Source organism: Nocardia sp. PE-7, assembly GCF_030486425.1.
Taxonomy (GTDB): domain Bacteria; phylum Actinomycetota; class Actinomycetes; order Mycobacteriales; family Mycobacteriaceae; genus Nocardia; species Nocardia salmonicida_A.
The window spans coordinates 2,158,754-2,177,798 of the sequence record NZ_CP129614.1; the positions used below are offsets into that span (position 1 = coordinate 2,158,754).

Annotated in this window: 5 protein-coding genes; all 5 read left to right on the plus strand. The window is 69.1% G+C overall.

What is annotated here, in order from left to right; genetic code table 11:
• The first annotated feature begins 650 nt into the window (after positions 1–650).
• The 5 genes from QX204_RS10170 to QX204_RS10190 are packed head-to-tail and all read left to right on the plus strand — an operon-like array spanning position 651 to position 18,993.
• Positions 651–10,163, plus strand: coding sequence for a type I polyketide synthase (locus tag QX204_RS10170; protein WP_301906374.1), 9,513 nt, complete (start codon positions 651–653; stop codon positions 10,161–10,163).
• Entirely contained in the window at positions 10,150–15,375 is a 5,226-nt protein-coding gene (locus QX204_RS10175; RefSeq protein ID WP_301906375.1) for a type I polyketide synthase, read from the plus strand. Before QX204_RS10170 ends, QX204_RS10175 begins: the two co-directional genes overlap by 14 nt.
• On the plus strand, positions 15,372–16,574 hold the full coding sequence (locus QX204_RS10180) for a cytochrome P450 (protein WP_301906376.1): 1,203 nt from the start codon (positions 15,372–15,374) through the stop codon (positions 16,572–16,574). Before QX204_RS10175 ends, QX204_RS10180 begins: the two co-directional genes overlap by 4 nt.
• Positions 16,567–18,066 carry a GMC oxidoreductase gene (locus tag QX204_RS10185; RefSeq protein ID WP_301906378.1) on the plus strand — a complete coding sequence of 500 codons (1,500 nt, stop codon included), beginning with the start codon at positions 16,567–16,569 and terminating at the stop codon, positions 18,064–18,066. The genes QX204_RS10180 and QX204_RS10185 overlap by 8 nt, the downstream gene beginning before the upstream one ends.
• Before the next feature lie 15 nt (positions 18,067–18,081).
• Complete coding sequence (locus QX204_RS10190; protein WP_301906379.1) at positions 18,082–18,993, plus strand: SDR family NAD(P)-dependent oxidoreductase; 912 nt, start codon at positions 18,082–18,084, stop codon at positions 18,991–18,993.
• Positions 18,994–19,045 lie beyond the last annotated feature (52 nt).

The window sequence follows — 19,045 nt, forward strand, 5'->3', positions numbered from 1 at the left end:
CTTCGCGACTGTTCGGCGATTCGTCGACGCGGCCATCATCTCGGGCATCGCTCGACGTCGGCCGGCGTGAGTGCCGGTTGTCGTGCATCTCGCCCGCTCGGCGGGCCCTATTTCGTCGGGCGCGCTCCGGCGCGAACGCGCCATTCTCGGACATTTGATCAAATTTGCTGATAATTCGCTGGATATGGTTCATGTGAATGTGATACAGGTTTTCCGAGGATTTCAGATTGTGCGCCTCGCAGCAGGTATCGCGCGGGTTCGGGTCGGTGTTGCTAGGGTCGGTTCTGTTGGATGTCGACACTGTCATCGAAGCCTTGTTGTCAACATTCGAATCACGAAGGGTGAGGGTTCTATTTACATTGTTTCGTTCCGTGTATCGATGTTCTTTAGCATCGATAAAAGGCCGCCGATGGGTATCGGGATCCGGCCTGACTGAAAACCTACGGGTACCGCATAGGCAATACGGTGACGTGGTGGTCACCGATTCGATCGGCCGTCGCCTAATTCCTTCCTGAACCGCCGTGATCGCGGTGCGTGATCGCCTGCGGGTCATTGTCGACCCGTTATCCGGCGATTTCTGATTCTGTGGGTTGTGTATCTGTCGATCGGTCTGTCTATCTGTCTGTAGAAATTCGAACTCTGGGAGAATTATGTCCGGCGCAAATGGTTTCCTGCCAGCGACTCTGGTCGACATCCTCGTGCATCGCAGCCGGTTGACTCCCGACCGGCCTGCGATGCGATTCGTCCGTCCGACGAAAGCCAACCGCTTCGAGACCGACGAGCTGACCTATGCCGATATCGACGCGCGAGCTCGGTCGGTTGCGGTTCGACTTGCCTCGGAATGTGCTGTGGGAGAACGGATTCTGCTTCTGTGTCCGCCCGGACTCGAGTACACGATGTACTTTTACGGGTGCCTGTACGCGGGTCTGATTCCGGTTCCGGCCTACCCGCCCGCGTCCAATCGGCACCTGTCGAGGGTCGAGACGATCGCCCGATCGGCTCGGGCGACCGCGGTGCTGACCGCGCAGGGTGGTGACCGGCACGATCTCGGGGCGCTGGGCGGCGATTCCATTCCTACCCTGCGGAACGCACGCTGGTTCGAAGCGTCCAGGGAAACATTTTCGACGCCGGGGGATTCATGGGTCCGTCCGGAAATAGATGGCGAAACAACGGCTTTGCTTCAGTACACTTCGGGGTCCACTTCGGCGCCGAAAGGTGTGATTGTCAGTCATGCCAATCTACTGAACAATGCGCGTATGGCGCAGGAATCGTTCTGCCTCGACGAGAATTCTGTCGGGGCAGGCTGGCTGCCCCCTTATCACGACATGGGTCTGCTCGGTGGTCTGGTATCACCGGTGTATACGGGATTTCCAGTGGTCGTCATCTCGCCGATGACTTTCGTGCGCGATCCGCTGTACTGGCTGGAGGTAATTTCGCGCGAGGGCGCGACCAGCAGTGCGGGTCCCAATTTCGCGTATCAATTGTGCGTGGACAAGGCCGACCCGGAGCGAATCGCAGCCATGGATCTGTCGCGCTGGAAGTATGCGCTGAACGGGTCGGAGCCGGTTCGCGCCGAAGTGCTGTCGGCGTTCGCCGAGAAATTCGCGCCTGCCGGGTTCTCGTCGTCGTCGTTCTATCCTTGCTACGGCCTGGCCGAGGCGACGTTGCTGGTGACGGGCGCCCGGCCCGGCTCGGGTGAGCCGATCGTCACCTCCGTGTCCACCGAACGGCTGGCGGTGGGGAAATTCGAGCCTGAAGTCGGCGATCGTTCCGCGCTGTTGGTGAGTTCGGGCCGCGTCACCATCGATACCGAGGTCCGCATCGTGGATCCGGCCACCGGCTCGGTGCTGCCGGACGGCACGGTCGGCGCGGTCTGGATTCGCGGCATGAGCGTCGCGTCCGGGTATTTCGAGAACGAGGCGGCGACGGAGGCGACTTTCGGCCGCTACACAGACACCGGTGAAGGCCCCTACCTCGACCCCGGCGACCTCGGTTGCCTTGTCGACGGGGAACTGTTCGTCACCGGCCGTAGTAAGGAAGTGATGAACTTCCGCGGCCGCAACGTGTACCCCCAGGACGTCGAGTCGACTGCTGTGTACAGCCACCCAGGCCTGGACGGCACGCGCTGTGTCGCCTTCTCGATCGAGGTGGACGGCACCGACCAACTGGTGGTGCTGCAGCAGAAGCCGCGTCGCGCTCGACGTGAGTTCACCGACGACGACCTGCTCGCCGCGATCCGCCGCGCTGTCTCCGAACAGCACCAGCTCGCCCCGTACGACGTGCTGCTGGTACCGGCCCGCGCGATTCCGGTCACCTCGAGCGGCAAACTGCAACGAGCCGAAAGTCGGCTTCTCTACCTGGCTGGGGAATTCGGTGGTCGCGGCGTCGAACAGGTGGTCGAGCCGGTAGCGCAGGCGGCGCCGGTGCCGGATGTGCCGCGCCGGGGCAGGCGCGAACTCGAAGACCTCATGGTCGAATTGGTCTCTCGCCATGCCGGTCTCACCGTCGCGGAAATCGATCCACGCGAGCAGTTCGCCTCTTTCGGCCTCGACTCGATGCAGGCGGTGCGGATCGCCGGCGACCTGTCGGAGGCGCTCGGTATCGAGATCCCGCCGACGCTGGCCTGGGAATACCCCAGCATCGCCGAGGCTGCCGCAGCGCTGGTCGACGTCACCGGCGACGACGCGAACGACACCACCGCCGCCGTGGCGCAGCTCGATCCCGGCGAGCCGATCGCGGTGGTCGGCATCGGCTGTCGGCTGCCCGGCGGCGTGGACGGCCCGGAAGGGCTGTGGGATCTACTGCTCGGCGGACGTAGCGGCGTCGATCTGGTTCCGTCGGACCGGTGGGACGTCGAGGCACTGTTCGACGCCGACCCCGACGCGCCGGGGCGCACCTACTCCCGGCACGGCGGATTCCTCTCCGACGTCCGTGGATTCGACGCGGGCCTGTTCGGGGTGTCGGCGCACGAGGCGACCAGCATGGATCCCCAGCATCGCTTGGTCCTCGAAACCGCCTGGGAGGCAATCGAACACGCCGGAATCGCGCCGGACGCGCTACGCGGCAGCGCCACCGGTGTGTTCATCGGTATGGCGGGCGGCGGCGACTACGAGCGCCTGGGTGCGTCCGTGCGGGGGATCGAGGCGATCGACGCCTACGTCGCCACCGGCAACGCATCGAACTTCGGTGCGAACCGCCTGTCCTATCTGCTCGGCCTGCAGGGGCCGAGCCTGGTGGTGGACACCGCCTGTTCCTCCTCGTTGGTGTCTGTGCACTTGGCGGCACAGAGCCTGCGGTCACGAGAATGCGACACAGCGCTGGCCGGTGGTGTCAATTTGCTGCTGTCACCGGAGGTGACGGTGGCCCTGTCCAAGGGGCGGATGCTCTCGGCCACCGGTCAGTGCCGGACCTTCGACGCGGGCGCCGACGGCTATGTGCGCGGTGAAGGCGCCGGAGTGGTGGTGCTGCGCAGGCTTTCCGATGCCGTCGCGGCCGGGGATCGGATCATGTGCGTGATCCGTGGTTCAGCGGTCAACCAAGACGGGCGCAGTTCCGGCCTGACCGCGCCGAGCATGGTCGCCCAGCAACTGGTCGTGCAGAAGGCTCTCGCCGCCGCGGGTGTCGCGCCTGCCGAGGTCGGTTACGTCGAGGCGCACGGCACCGGAACTCCGCTCGGTGATCCGATCGAGGTGCGCGCGCTCGGCGCGGTGCTCGGCGCCGGACGTGAGCCCGAACGGCCGGTGCGGCTCGGTTCCGTCAAAACCAACATCGGTCATTTGGAAGCCGCAGCGGGCATCGCCGGATTCATCAAAGCGGCGCTCGTGGTGTCACACGGCATCATTCCGCCGCATCGGAACCTGACCGAACCCAACCCGCACATCGCCTGGGACCAGCTGCCCGTGCTGGTGCCCCGCCGAGTCACCGAATGGGGCCCCGGTCCGCGTGTGGCGGGTGTCTCCTCGTTCGGATTCGGCGGTACCAACGCCCACATCGTCCTCGGCGCCGCGCCCGAACCGGTGACGACCGGAACACGATCCCCGTCGACGGGCACCGTGGTAGTGAAGGTGTCAGCTGCCGATCAGGCCGGACTGGCCGCCGCTGCCGGGCAGCTGGCCGAGCTGGCCGCCGCCGATCCCACGCTGCGCCCGCACGAGATCGCCTGGGCGGCCGGTGTCGGTCGCGCCGATCTGTCGGTCCGGGCGGCGGTGGTCGCCGAATCGCGTACCGAACTGATCGACGCGCTTCGTGAGGTCGCCGCCGCCGCGGACACCCGGCCGCGCCGGGTGGGCGCCCCGCCGCGGGTCGCGTTCCTCGCACCGGGCCACGGTGCCCGGATCGCGGGCGCGCTCGCTGGGATCTACGGCATGGTTCCCGAGGTGACCGCGGTGCTCGACGAGATCGGCGCGGTCGACGAACTGCCGCTGTCGGTGCTGGTGCGCACCGATGCGGCCGCCGAGGACGACCTGCTCGATACCGAGGTCGCCCAGCCCGCGCTCTACGCGCTGGGCGTAGCGCTCGGATCCTGGTGGCGCAGTGTCGGTGTCGAGCCGGACCTGGTCACCGGGCACAGCGTCGGTGCCTACGCGGCCGCCGCGCTGGCAGGGGTGTTCTCGATCGCCGAGGGCGCGCGGCTCGTCGCCGCTCGGGGTCAGGCGATGTCGGAGCTGGCGCCCGGCTCGGCGATGGCCTCGCTGGCCATGTCCGCCGCCGACGCCGCCGAACTGCTCGCCCTGCACGAGGGCAGCGCCACCATCGCGGTGGTCAACAGTGCCACCGATGTCGTCATCGCCGGACCGGCCGCCGAGATCGACACCCTCGTCGCCGAAGTCGGCGCCCTGGGTGTGCGGGCACGTAAGCTCCCTGTTTCCCAGGCATTCCACTCCGCGGCCGTCGAACCCATGCTGCCCCGCTTGCGAGCCGCCTGGGAAGCCGCCACCCGCACCGCGCCCGACCTCGACTTCGTCTCCGACAGTTCGGGTATGGTCCTCGGCGCCGAACTGACCGAACCCGGTTACTGGGTGGAGCACACCCGCGAACCGGTCCGCTTCGACGCCGCGCTGCGCACGGTCATCGACCGTGGTGTGCGCCTGGTCGTGGAATTGGGCCCGGGTGCGCTGCTGCCGCTGGTCTCCCGCGCCGACACCGCCGGTGAGGTGCTGTGCCTGGCCTCCGCCGGTGGCGACAACCCCTTGCGCACCCTGAACGAAGCGCTGGCACGCGTCTGGTCGGCGGGCCGTTCGGTCCGATGGCGGGCGGTGGCGCCACGCCCGGATCGGGTACCGGACCTGCCGACCTACCCGTTCCAGCGCGTGCCGTACTGGATCACCGACGACCTGAGCACGCCCGGGGCCGGGGAGACCATGCTCACCGCGTCCACGCGTCCGCGCTCGGTGGACGAGCAGATCGAAGCTCTGCAGCGGGAGCTGGCCCGCATGCTCGGCCTGGCCGCGAACGAGCGGATCGACCCGGATGCCGGCTTGTTCGAGCTCGGCCTCACCTCGGCGATGGCGGTCGAATTGCTGACCCGCCTGCGCGAGACACACACGGTGCCCTTGCCGCCGACCGTGGTGTTCGAACATCCGACCGTCGCGAAACTGGCGGCCTACCTGGCCCGTCAGGAGAAGGGGCCGGTCGGTCGGTCGCGTCGCGCTCGCGTGGGAAACGCCGAACCCATCGCTATCGTGGGCATGGCGTGCCGATTCCCCGGCGGCGCTAACGATCTCGACAGCTACTGGGATCTGCTACGCACGGGCCGTGACGGTACGGGCCCGGTCCCCGCAGACCGGGCGGCATTGCGAATCGAGTCGCTGGGTGGCTTCCGCGGCGGCTTCCTCGACGGGGCGGTCGCTGGGTTCGACGCCGCCGCCTTCGGTATCTCCCCGCGCGAAGCGCGCAGTATGGACCCGCAGCAGCGCCTGCTGCTCGAGGTCACGTGGGAGGCCCTCGACGACGCGGGCATCGCCCGCGAACAACTCGACGGGGTGGCCGGTTCGGTGCACATCGGCATGAACACCACGGACTATCTACAGCTGTTGGCTGCCGACGGCAGCCGAACCCTCGACCCGTACTTCGCCACCGGAAACACCTTCAGTGTCGCGGCGGGCCGTATTTCCTATCTGCTCGGTCTTCGCGGGGCGAGCCTGGCCGTGGACACGGCGTGCTCGTCCTCGCTGGTGGCCACCGATCAGGCCGTACGCGAGCTGCGCTCGGGCACTTCGGATATCGCCCTGGTCGGCGGTGTGAATCTGATGCTCTCGCCGGCGACGGTGCTGAGCCTGCAGAGTATGGGCGCGCTCGCCGCGGACGGTCGTTGCAAGACCTTCGACGCGAGCGCCGACGGGTACGGCCGTGGTGAGGGCTGCGGTGTGCTGGTGCTCAAAAGGCTCTCCGATGCCCGCCGCGACGGCGACCGCATCTGGGCACTGGTGCGCGGCAGCGCCGTCAACCAGGACGGGCGCAGCGCCGGGCTCACCGTGCCCAGCGGCACCGCGCAGGCCGAGGTCGTCGCCGACGCGCTCGGCGCGGCGGGCGTGCGGCCCGAATCGGTCGGCTATGTCGAAGCCCACGGCACCGGCACCCCGCTGGGTGACCCGATCGAGGTCTCGGCGCTGCTGAGCGTGCTGCGCCCGGGCACGAGCGCCGCACCGCTGCTCGTCGGCTCCGCCAAGACCAACATCGGTCATCTCGAGGCTGCCGCGGGCGTGGGCGGGCTGATCAAGACTGCGCTGGCCCTCAAACACGGGGTGATCCCACCGCATCTGCACTGCGAGAACCCCAATCCCGGCATCGCCTGGGACGGCTCCGCGCTGGTGGTTCCCACCGAGCCCACCGACTGGCCCGACCACGGTGCGGGCCGCATCGGGGGCGTCAGCTCCTTCGGTTTCAGTGGGACCAACGCCCATGTCATCCTGCAGGAACCCCCTGCCACCGAGGTGGAAACGGTCCGCGACGAGTCCGGGCCCGAACTGATCGTGCTGTCGACCGCGAGCCCGGATGCGCTGTCCGGCAATGCATCTGCGCTCGCCGATGCCCTCGCTACCGGGGACGTGTCGTTGCGTGATGTGGCAGGCACGGTGGCCAGGCACCGCTCGGCCGCTCCCTACCGGCGCAGCGTGGTCGCGAGCACGGTCGGCGACGCCGTCACCGCACTGCGTGAGCTGGCCGAGCAGGTGGGGGCACCGGACCGGGCGATCACCCGAGGCCGGGGCGGGCTGCTGTTCGTGTTCTCCGGCCAGGGCAGCCAATGGGCAGGACTGGGTCGCGCGCTGTTGGCCGAACCGTCGCTACGCGCCGAACTCGCCGCCTGCGATGCCGTAGTCCAGGACGTGGCGGGGTGGTCGCTTATCACCGAACTCGAACGGCCGGAACAGGATTCACGGCTCACCGACACCCGTATCGCCCAGCCGCTGCTGTGCGCGGTGCAGATCGCGTTGACCAGCGGACTGGCCGAGTGGGGTGTGCGGCCGGGCGGGGTACTCGGCCACAGTGTCGGCGAGATCGCCGCGGCTTGGGCCGCGGGGACCCTGACCCGCACGGTGGCGATGCGCTTGGCGGTGCGTCGCGGGGAACTGATGTCGGAGCTGCGCGGCCGCGGTGCGATGGCCGTGATCGGGCTGCCCGCCGACCGGGTCGAGGTGCTGCTCGAACAGTACCGCCGGACCCACGGTGACGGTGACGGCTTGTGCGTGGCCGCGGTCAACGGTGTCGCCGCGACGGTGATCGCCGGCGCGCCCGGCGCCGTGGCGACTGTGTCCGAGATCGCCGTGGGACAGGGTGCCCGAACTCAGGAACTCAACGCCGACTACGCCTTTCACAGTGCGCAGATGGCGCCGGCGCACGAAGGTCTGCTCAGCCACTTGGCCGAGGTCGAGCTGACCCGGCCGTCGGTGCCGTTCTACTCGACGGTCACCGGCCGCCGCGCCGAGGACGAACTGACCGGCGCGGACTACTGGGCCGACGCCACGACCGGGCCGGTGCTGTTCGCCGCCGCGTTCGGCGCCGCGCTCGAGGCGGGCGCGCAGTGTGTCGTCGAGATCGGGCCCGACCGGTCGCTGGCCGGTGCGGTGCGTCAGTCTCAGGCCGAGGTCGAAATCGACTACCTCGCCGCGATGATCAAGCATGTCCCGGTCGCTGAAACCTTGCGGAGCGTCGTGGGCGGGCTGTTCGACCTCGGCTTCCCGGTCGCACTCGACGCCCTGTACCCGCGCGGCTCCTACCGCCGGGTCGAGCTGCCGGTCTACCGCTGGCAGCGGCAGGAATACTGGCTTCCCGGCGTACCGGCAACCACTGTCGACGTCGCGAGTGACCTGCCTGAGGACACCGGCGACCGATACGAAATCTTCTGGCAAGAAGATCAACTCGCGCAGGCGGCGGTTTCCGGCGCCTGGGTGCTCGTGGCCGACCACACCGAGCTGGCCGAACCGCTGGCTCGGCAGCTCACCGCTGCGGGCGCCACCGCGATCCTGGTCGATGGTGACTTCGCCCGCACCGCAGGCGACGCCCACTGGGCCGATGTCCTCGGCCCGGTCACCTGCCCGGTCGGCGTGGTGCATCTGGTGGACGCGCCCGCGGCGGCCGAGACCGGCCACGACCAGGTGATCTCGGCCGTCGAGCGCGGCATCGGCACCTTGCTCGGGATCGTCCAGTCCTGGATCAGGACTGGACGGGCGGGTCGGATCTTCACAGTGACCCGGGGCGCGACACAGGCAGGCACGCATCGCATCGCGCTGGCTCAGACGCCGCTGTGGGGTCTCGGCCGGGTGATCGGTCTGGAACAGCCCGCACTGTGGGGAGGTGCGGTCGACCTCGACCCGGCCGACACCGACGTCGAACGCGATGCCGCGCGACTCGTCGCGCGGTTGGCTGCGGGCGGTGACGAGGACCAGATCGCGTTCCGCGAAGACCGGGTCCTGGTGCCGCGCCTGCGTGCGGCCGCGCCACTGCCGGAAGGACCACTGCCCGTCCTCGATCCCCAGGCGTCCTATCTGGTCACCGGGGGACGCGGGTCGCTCGGCCTGCGTCTGGCCGACTGGCTGGCGCGGCGCGGAGCCAGGCACCTGATCCTGCTCGGCCGCAGTCCGGTGGTCGAGGCGGGTACCGATGTCGTCGAAGCGATTGCCGCACTGCGATCCTCGGGCGTCACTGTCTACACGCCCGACGCCGACGTCGCCGCCCCGGGACAGATGAGCGCGCTGTTCGACGCCGACCCGGTCTGGCCGCCGGTGCGCGGCGTCGTGCACGCCGCGGGCACCTTGGACGCGGCGACCGTGGCCGACATGTCCATGTCGCAGTTCCTGCGCGTGCTGCGGGCCAAGGTGCACGGCGGCTTGGTGCTCGACGCGCTGGAATCGCTGCGCGGGGTGGACTTCTTCCTCCTGTTCTCCTCGGCCGCCGCGGTCTGGGGTTCGGCGCTGGCCGGGCACTACGGCGCCGCCAACCACTTCCTCGACATGCTGGCCTGGGACCGCCGGGCACGGGGTGTACCCGCGCTGGCCGTGGACTGGGGTTGGTGGAGCGACTCCACGATGGCGCACGGCCACAGCGACTACTTCGCGTCCATCGGCCTTACCGAACTGACCACCGGCACCGCGCTCGGCGTGCTCGACCGCACGCTGGCCGGCGGCTACACCCAACTCGTCGTGGCGCCGGTCGAGTGGCCCCGATTCCTGCCGGTCATGCAGGCCAAGCGACGCAGACCACTGCTGGCCTTGATGGCCGCCCAGGGCGTGGGCGCGCCCGACCTTGCCGCGGCCGAACCGTTCCTCGCCCGGTTGCGGGCACTGCCCGTCGCCGGGCGCGAGCGCGCCGTGCAGGACGCCGTACAGCGGGAAGTCGCCGCGGTGCTCGGCCGCCCGTCCGGTTCACGACTGGACCCGCGCCAGGGATTCTTCGAATCCGGGATGGACTCCATCACCAGTGTCGAACTGAAGATCCGACTGGAAAAGCTTGTAGGACACACAATTCCGGTCACCACAGCATTCGAACACCCCAGTGTCGCGGATCTGAGTGCCCATCTGCTCGATCTACTCGGCCTCGAGGCTGCCCCCACGGCTCCGACCGCAACGCCCGACCTCGAGCAGGAGCTGCTCGACCTCACCGAAACCGAACTGCTCGAGCTGCTCGGTCAGGAACTCGACAACCGGAGGATCGATGACCAGCACTGAGGAACACGTACGCTCCACCGAGCGTGAGGCGACCCTGCGCCGCGCTTTGCTCGAAGTGCGCGCCGCCCGCGAGGCCGCGGACCGGGCCGTTGCCGCGACCGCTGGACCGATCGCTGTGGTCGGCATCGGATGCCGGTTCCCCGGTGGCGTGAGCAGCGCCGACGATCTGTGGGAACTGCTGATCGCAGGCCGACACGGCGTGGTCGAGACACCGCCCGACCGCTGGGACCTCGACCGGTTCTACGACTCCGACCCGGACGTGCCCGGCCGCACCTACTCCCGGCACGGCGGATTCCTCGACGACGTGAAGCAGTTCGACGCGGGCCTGTTCGGCATCTCCCCGCGCGAAGCTGTCAGCATCGACCCGCAACACCGACTTGTTCTCGAAGTCGCGTGGACCGCACTCGAACACGCGGGTATCGCGCCGGATTCACTGCGTGGCACCCGAACCGGCGTGTTCGTCGGCATGGGGGGTGGCGATTACGAGCGGCTCGGCTCGGCCGCGCACGGTGTCAATTCCATCGACGCCTACGTCGCCACGGGTAACGCGGGCAACTTCGGCGCCAACCGACTGTCCTACGCCCTCGGCCTCGAAGGACCGAGCATGGTGGTCGATACCGCCTGCTCCTCCTCGCTGGTGGCGCTGCACCTGGCGGTGCAGAGCCTGCGGGCGGGGGAGTGCGAGACCGCGCTGGTCGGCGGGGTGAACACACTGCTGTCGCCGGAGGTCACGGTGGCACTGTCCAAGGGGCGCATGCTCTCCCCGACAGGTCAGTGTCGCACCTTCGACGCGGGGGCCGACGGCTACGTGCGTGGCGAGGGCTGCGGTGTGGTGGTGCTGCAGTCGCTGTCGGCCGCCCGGGCTGCAGGCCACGAGGTGCTGTGCGTCATCAAGGGCAGTGCGGTGAACCAGGACGGGCGCACCTCCGGGCTGACGGTGCCGCGCAGCTCCGCGCAGCGCGAGGTCATTCGCCAGGCCCTGGCGGCAGCTCACACCGCGCCCGCCGACATCGGGTATCTGGAGGCGCACGGTACGGGCACCCCGCTGGGCGACCCGATCGAGGTGCGTGCCGTGGCTGCCGTTCTCGGCGTCAACCGACCCGCCGACCGGCCGGTCCGCCTCGGGTCGGTCAAGACCAACCTCGGCCACCTCGAAGCCGCCGCGGGCATCGCCGGATTCATCAAGGCCGCCCTGGTCGTTGCCCACGGGCAGATCCCACCACATCTGCATCTGCGCGAACCGAATCCGCATGTCGACTGGTCACAGCTGCCCGTCCAGGTGCCCACCGAGAACACCGCGTGGGGGCCGGGGCCCAGACTGGCCGGGGTGTCGTCGTTCGGCTTCGGCGGTACCAACGCCCACGTCGTGCTCGGCGAGGCGCCCGAGGCACCGGTCTCACCGACGCCCGCCACGGTTACCGATGCCGCGCCGGTGATCGTGAAAGTCTCCGGCGCCACCGCCGCGGCCCGCGCTGCCGTCGCGGCCGGACTCGCCGACACTGTCGACCGGCACCCGGAGTGGTCGCCCGCCGAAATCGCTTGGGCCGCAGGCACCGGACGCGCCGACCTCGCCCATCGAGGGGCCGTCGTCGCCGCCGATCTCCTCGGACTGACCGAAGGGCTCCGCGAAATCGCTACCGGATCGGGCCTGACCGGCCGCCGCGTCCCCGGCGCGATCCCGCGGGTCGCGATGATCGCGCCCGGCCACGGTGCCCGCATCGCGGGAACACTGGCCGGCATCTACGGTGTGGTGCCCGCGGTGACCGCGGTCATCGATGAGCTCGGTGGCGCGGACGCCCTGCCGCTGTCGGTGCTCATCGACGGGGGACCGGAGTCCCAGGACGCGTTGTCGCGCACCGAGATCGCCCAGCCCGCGCTGTATGCGCTGTCGGTGTCGCTCGGTCGGTGGTGGCAGTCGATCGGGGTCGAGCCCGAGGTGCTGCTCGGCCACAGCGTCGGGGCCTATGCGGCCGCCGCCCTCGCCGGTGTGTTCTCCGTGGCCGACGGTGCCACGCTGATCCGCACCCGCGGCCAGGCCATGAGCGAACTCGCCGAGGACGGCGCGATGGCCGCGATCAGCTGTACCGCGGCCGAACTCGCCGACCTGCCCGAACTGCGGGCCGCGACGGTGACCGTCGCGGTAACCAACGGCCCCACCGACACGGTGGTGTCGGGGTCGGTCGTCGGAGTCGAATCGGTGATGACGACGATGAGCGGTCGCGGCGTGCGCGTCAAGCGGCTGCCCGTGCAGCACGGGTTCCACTCGGCTCTCGTCGAACCGATGCTGGACACCCTGCACAAGGCCTTCGACGACATCACGTTGAGCCTGCCTGTGCTCGACCTCATCTCCGACACCACCGGGGCGGTCGTGTGCGAGGAGGTGACCGACCCCGGCTACTGGGTCGAGCACACCCGCAACACCGTGCAGTTCGGCGACGCCCTCGACACCCTGCTGGGTCGGGGCATCACCGCGGTGGTCGAACTCGGCCCCGGCGCCCTGTTGTCGCTGGTACTGCATCATATTGCGGCCGCTGCGGTCGATGCCGTGGCCACCGTCGCCGCCGAGGATCCGGCGGCAGCGCAGGCCATGGCCGTGGCCCGGCTGTGGGTGGCGGGCGCCGACATCACCTGGCAGGCCACACATCCGCGGCCCCAACACCGCAGACAACTGCCCACCTACCCCTTCGAACGCACCGAGTACTGGATCCCGACCGCCACCATCGTCACCGAATCCGTTGCGGCCCCGGTAGTTCCGGTCGCCGCAGGCGCATTGGCGCCGCTGGTGCAGCGCACCGCGACCGGCGGTTCGGTCGTCACCACCCAGCTCGACGCCGCGTCGATCCCGTTCCTCGACGAGCACGTCGTGCACGGGGTGCGGGTCGTGCCCGGCGTGGTGCTGCTCGAACTGGCGCTGCGGGCAGGTGAGGCCGCGAGCACCGAGGCGCTGCTGGTCGACACGGTCGCCATCATGCACCCACTGGTCGCCCCGGACGATGTGCGGATCGAACTCCAGGTGCTGTGCGGAGCTTTTGAAGAAGGACTGGCGACCGCCGAGATCTACAGCACCACTTCAGAATTCGCGGAATGGACCAAGCATGCCGAGGTGCGGTTGCGGGTCCGTGCGGACGACGACGGTGACCCGATCGAGCCGGGCGAGGTGTTCCTCGAGGAGCCGGTGGCGGTCGACAGCGCCGAGTTCTACGAACGCATCTGGCATCCGAAGTTCTCGCTGGGCCCCAGCTTCCGCGTCGTCGAGCACGCTCAGATCGGCGCGGGCGCGGCCCTGGGCACCATCGGCCGTCCCAGCCCCACCGCGGCCAGCGAGATAGCCGGTGTCCGTACCGAACTGGTCGCCTTCGACGCCTGTGTCCAGCTCGTCGCGGCCGCGTGGACCCACGAGCACGGCACCGATCCCGAGCGGCCACTCATGCTCGGCACCGGCTTCGAGAACATGCGGGTACTCACCGACTTCGACGGTGAACTGCTGCGTTGCGCTGTCGAGCTCACCGAATCCACTCCGATGTCGGCGACCGGCGACATCACGCTCTACGCGGGCGACCGCCCCGCGGTGATCTTCACCGGCGTCGGATTCGCGCCTGTCACCAGCGCCATGCTGGCCCGGTTGGTGCAGGCGGGCCGCTACGGCGGGCACGGCTCCGCACGGCTGGCCGCGGTCGCCGCACCCGACCTGGCCGCCTTGCGCACCGCCCCCACGACGGCCGCGCACGCCACGGTCCTCGGCTACACCGTCTCCGTCCTGGCCGCGGTCCTCGGTCGCGAAGAGGCCGACATCGACACCTTCGCGCTGTTCAGCGAACTCGTCGACTCGCTGATGATCGCCGAGATCAAACGCAAGATCGAACAGGACCTAGAAATCGGCGTCCCGCTCGAAGCCCTCTTCGACCACCCGACTCCACGTCGGCTCTGCGACTGGATTGTCGGCGAGATCGCAGGGGAAGCAGCCGAATCCGTCGCAGGCGCCCCCCAACGCTCCAAGACCGGTGTGCGGATCCGGCGCAAGACGGTGGAGGAGATGACCGAACTGGCCACCCTCGACGCCGACATCACCCCGGTCGGCGTACCGCGGGACAGCCGGACCGACGTGTTGCTCACCGGCGCCACCGGATTCGTCGGCGCGTTCCTGCTCCGCGAACTGCTCGACACCGGCGTCCGAGTCCACTGCCCGGTCCGCGCCGACGACGTCGATCACGCGCGCAGACGGCTCACCGAGAACATGGCCGGCTACGGAATGGATTGCACTTCTGCGGACTCGGAGCGGATCGTGCCGATCGTGGCCGACCTGGGCAAGCCGCTGTGCGGCCTCACCCCGCAGGACTACTCGCGCCTGGCCACCGAGATCGGCCAGATCGTGCACGCCGGTGCCCTGGTCAAGTGGACCTACCCCTATCGGGGACTGGAAGACGTGAATATCGGCGGCACCCGCGAACTGCTTCGCCTGGCCACCTGGGCAGCGCCCATCCCGTTCCACTTCCTGTCCACCGTGGGTGTGTTCTCCTCCCGGGAGTACCTGCGTGACAGCGTCACCGAGGGCGAACCTCTCGAGAACAGCGGCGCACTGGTGGTGGGCTACGCCCAGACCAAATGGATCTCGGAGCGGATGGTGCGCTTCGCCGCCGAGCGTGGCCTGCCGGTCACCGTGCACCGCATCAACACCGCTGGACACAGCACCACCGGTGCCTTCAACAAACTCGATCACCTGTCGATGCTGGTGAAGGGCTGCATCGAGGCCGGGGTGGCGCCGAAGCGCGGCGAGATGCCCATCCAGCCCGCCCCGGTCGACTACGTCGCCCGAGCCATCGTCGCCTGCACTCGTCACCCCGAGCTGTACGGCGGCACCTACCACCTGGTCGGCGACCGCGAGATGCCGTGGCCCGAATTCTTCGACACCATCGCCGAATTCGGCTACCCCTTGCAGCGGCTGCCGTTCGAACAGTGGCGCGAGCGCATCCTGCGTCGCGGCTCGACGAGCATGGCACTGATGGGGCTGATGCCTTTCCTCAGCGATTCGGTCGACCATGTCCGGCTGCCGCTGTCGCAGAGCGAGGCCACCGTGGCCGCGATGCGGGCGGCCGACGTGGACTGCCCGTCGCTGACTCGCACCCAGATCGAGACCTACCTGCGGCGATTCGTGTCGTCCGGCTTCATCCGGCCGCCCGCCGATTCCGCCGCCCACCGAGAGGACCGAGCATGACCGCGCTGACCATCGACCTGGCCGACCCCGAGTACCGACTCAACCCGTGGCCGAAATACGCTGCCCTGCGCGATGCGCCGGTCCACCACCTGCCCGAGGCCACCTGGGACGGTTACGACCTCTACGTGCTCGCCCGCTACCGAGAGGTGAGCGAGGCACTGCGGGACAAGAACAGTTACTCCTCCCACATCCACCGAGACGGCATGATGAACGTGCCGATGCTGGTCAACCGCGATGCTCCCGAACACACCCGGTTGCGTCGGATGGCCAACCGCGGCTTCGGGGCCAAAATGGTGCGCACCCTGGGGGACTGGGTGCACGAGGTGGTCGCCGAGGTGGTCGCCGAAGTATTGGCGCAGGACCGGGTGGAGTTCGTCGAGGCGTTCACCACCGCCCTGCCGCTGCGGGTGGTCGGGGGCATGCTCGGGATCCCCCTCGATCGCAAATCCGAGTTGCGCCGCTGGTCGCAGGGTGTGATGGACGGCTTCGCCGTCGCCGCCGGGATGGACCCGGACCTGGCGCCCGGTTACTACGAGGACGTCCTGGAATTCAGCAACTATATGGACGAACTGGCGCAGGAACGCCACGGTCAGGAAAACAAGGGTGACATCCTGGGCGAGCTGGTCGCCCAGGAGGAGAGCGGGGAGATGACCCGCGACGAACTGGTCACCATGGCGTGGTCGTTCATCGCCGCCGGTCACGAGACCACCATGAACCTGCTCGGTGGCGGTTTCAAGATGCTGCTCGAAGACGACGACCTGGCCCGCCGACTGACCGAGAATCCCGAGGACACCCAGGATTTCATCGACGAGTTCCTGCGCCTCTACAGCCCTACCCAGTGGCTGCTGCGCCGGGCCGCCCAGCCCCTGCGGATCGGTGAGGTCGACATTCCCGAGGGCGGGCTGATCCACGTGGTGATCGGTTCGGCGAACCGCGACGAGTCCAGGTTTCCCGACGCCGCGGTGCTCGATCTGAACCGCGCCAACAAGCGTGACCACCTCGCGTTCGGTGCCGGCGCGCACTTCTGCCCCGGCTCGTCGCTGTCGCGACTGCTGGCGGAGGAGGCGTTCCGGGCGCTCTACCCCGTGTTGCCCCGGTTCTCGCTGGACCCGGCCGACCCGCCGCGCCTGCGGACCCGGCAGGGTTCTTTCGGCTATTCCTACCTGCCGGTGCGCGTCGAACAGGGCACCGGTGCGTAGACGATCGTTTCTGGCCGCGGCGTCGATGGTGGGCGCCGCGGCGGTGCTGCGGCCCGTACCCGCCGCGGCGCAGGATACCGAGCAGCACGACACCGTCGTCGTCGGCAGCGGCTACGGCGGTGCGGTCGCGGCGTTGCGCCTGGCCGAAGCCGGGCACACCGCGCTGGTCCTGGAGCGGGGCAGACGCTGGCCGATCACCCCGGATGGTGACACCTTCGCCACCGCCCGCGCCCTGGACGACCGGGCCTTCTGGGTGCCCTCGCCCGGGGCCGGGGTGCTCTCGACCGGTGTGCTGCAAGCCTTTCCGGCCGAGGGCATCGTCGGGCTGCTCGGCGCGGGCGTCGGCGGCGGTTCGCTGGTCAACAATGCGGTGATGGCAGCCCCCGACGCCGAGGGGTTCGCGCGGTCCTTCGGTACCGCGTTGGACTACGGCGAGATGGCGGAGATCTGGTACCCGCGTGCCCGGGCGCTGCTGGGAGTCTCGCCGATCCCCGACGATGTGCTGGCCTCCCCGGCCTACGCCAACGCCCGCGAATTCGCCGATCTGGCCGAACGCGCGGGCTTCACCCCGCACCGCCTCGACCTGGCCGTCGACTGGGATATTGTGCGGGCCGAAATCGCTGGTACCGCGCCGGCTTCAACGATTCTGGGCGACTCGATGTGGGGAATCGGCAGCGGCGCCAAACGCAGTGTCGACCGGACCGTACTCGCCCGGGCCGAGGCCACCGGCCTCGTGCAGGTGCGTCCGTTGTCCCGGGTGGATCGGATCGTCCGCACCGACTCCGGCTATCTGCTGGAATACACCACCCTGAATGTGGCGGGCGCGGCGGTGGTGACCCGGACGGTTCAGGCCCGGCGGGTGATTTTGGCCGCCGGATCGATCGGCAGTACCGCGCTGCTGGTACGAGCACAGGCCGACGGTGGTCTGCCCGACCTGAACTCGGAGGTCGGGCGGCGCTGGGGAACCGGTGGCGATCACCTCGTCGCGCTCACCGGCTGGCCGCCACCCGGCGCCGCACAGGGCGGTCCGGCGCACCTCGGCTTCACCGACGACACCGGCGACCTGCCGATGACGATGCTGTCCTTTCCCTTCGTCGGGCAACTGGCAGGCGGACTGCTGGCGGTGTCGGATCCACCGGCGGCCGGCACGGTCCGGGCGAACGGTGCCGGCGGGGTCACGGTGAGTTGGCCGCAGACCGCGACACTGGCTCGTTACAGCACCGCGGTCCATGACACCGCGGCCCGGCTGGCCGCCGCGCGCATCGGAACCGGCGTGGCCGCCAGCGGAGCGCCGTCCACCTCGCACAGCCTCGGAGGCGCGGTAATCGGTTCGGCCACAAATGATTTCGGTCAGGTGCACGGCTGTCCTGATCTGTTCGTCGTCGACTCGGCGCTCCTACCGGGCTCGTGTGGTTCGATGCCGCCCGCGCTGACCGTCACGGCCGTCGCGGACCGCTGTCTCCATTCGATCATCGCTGGCATCAACCCCTGACAGAAAGGCACACCCATGTCCGACACCATCCTGCTCACCGGCGCCTCCGCCGGCCTCGGTCTGCGCACGGCGGGCGAACTCGCTGCCGCCGGCCACCACGTCATCCTCGCCTGCCGTAATCCCGAACGCGCCGCGGCCGCCGTCGCCACCATCACCGCGGCCAGCCCGCAGGCCGAGCTCAGCGTGGTCACCCTCGACACCGCTTCGGTCGAGTCGGTGCGCGCGGCGAGCACTTACCTGGCTCAGACCTTCCCGCAGGGGCTGTCGGCGGTGGTGTGCAACGCGGGCATCCAGATCACCACCGGTGTGCAGACCTCCGTGGACGGGTACGAGACGACCTTCGCCACCAATCACCTCGGGCACTTCCAGCTCGTCACCGACTTGCTGAAGAGCACACTGCACGCCGGCTCGCGGATCATCAATGTGGCCAGCGAAGTCCACCAGGGCCCGAGCAAGTCCATGGGCTTCCCCGCGCCGCGTTGGGCCGATCCTCTCGAATTGGCAGACCCCACCGGCCAGCGCGGCGGTGGCAAGTACGGGCGGATCCGCTACGCCACCTCCAAGCTGGCCAACATCTACTTCACCTACGAACTGGCCCGCAGGCTCGACGGCACCGGAATCACCGCGAGCGCCTTCGACCCGGGCCTGATGCCGGAAACCGGTTTGGCGCGCGACTACCCGTCGGTGGTCCGGCGCGGATACCAACTGATGACCCCGATCCTGACCAAGCTGCCCGGTGCCGCCACCGCGGCCCGTTCCGCCGCCGACCTGGCCTGGCTGACCGCGTCACCGGAGACGGCGGGCATCACGGGCAAGTACTACTCCGGCCGCCGGGAACACCCCAGCTCGCGTGAGTCCTACGACACCGATCGGGGTCTGCGACTGTGGGAGGCCTCCGAAGAGCTCGTCACGAAGGCGGCGGGGTGAGGAAGGCCGCGACATCGTCGACGTCGTCGTACTGGCGATTCGACGCAGAGAC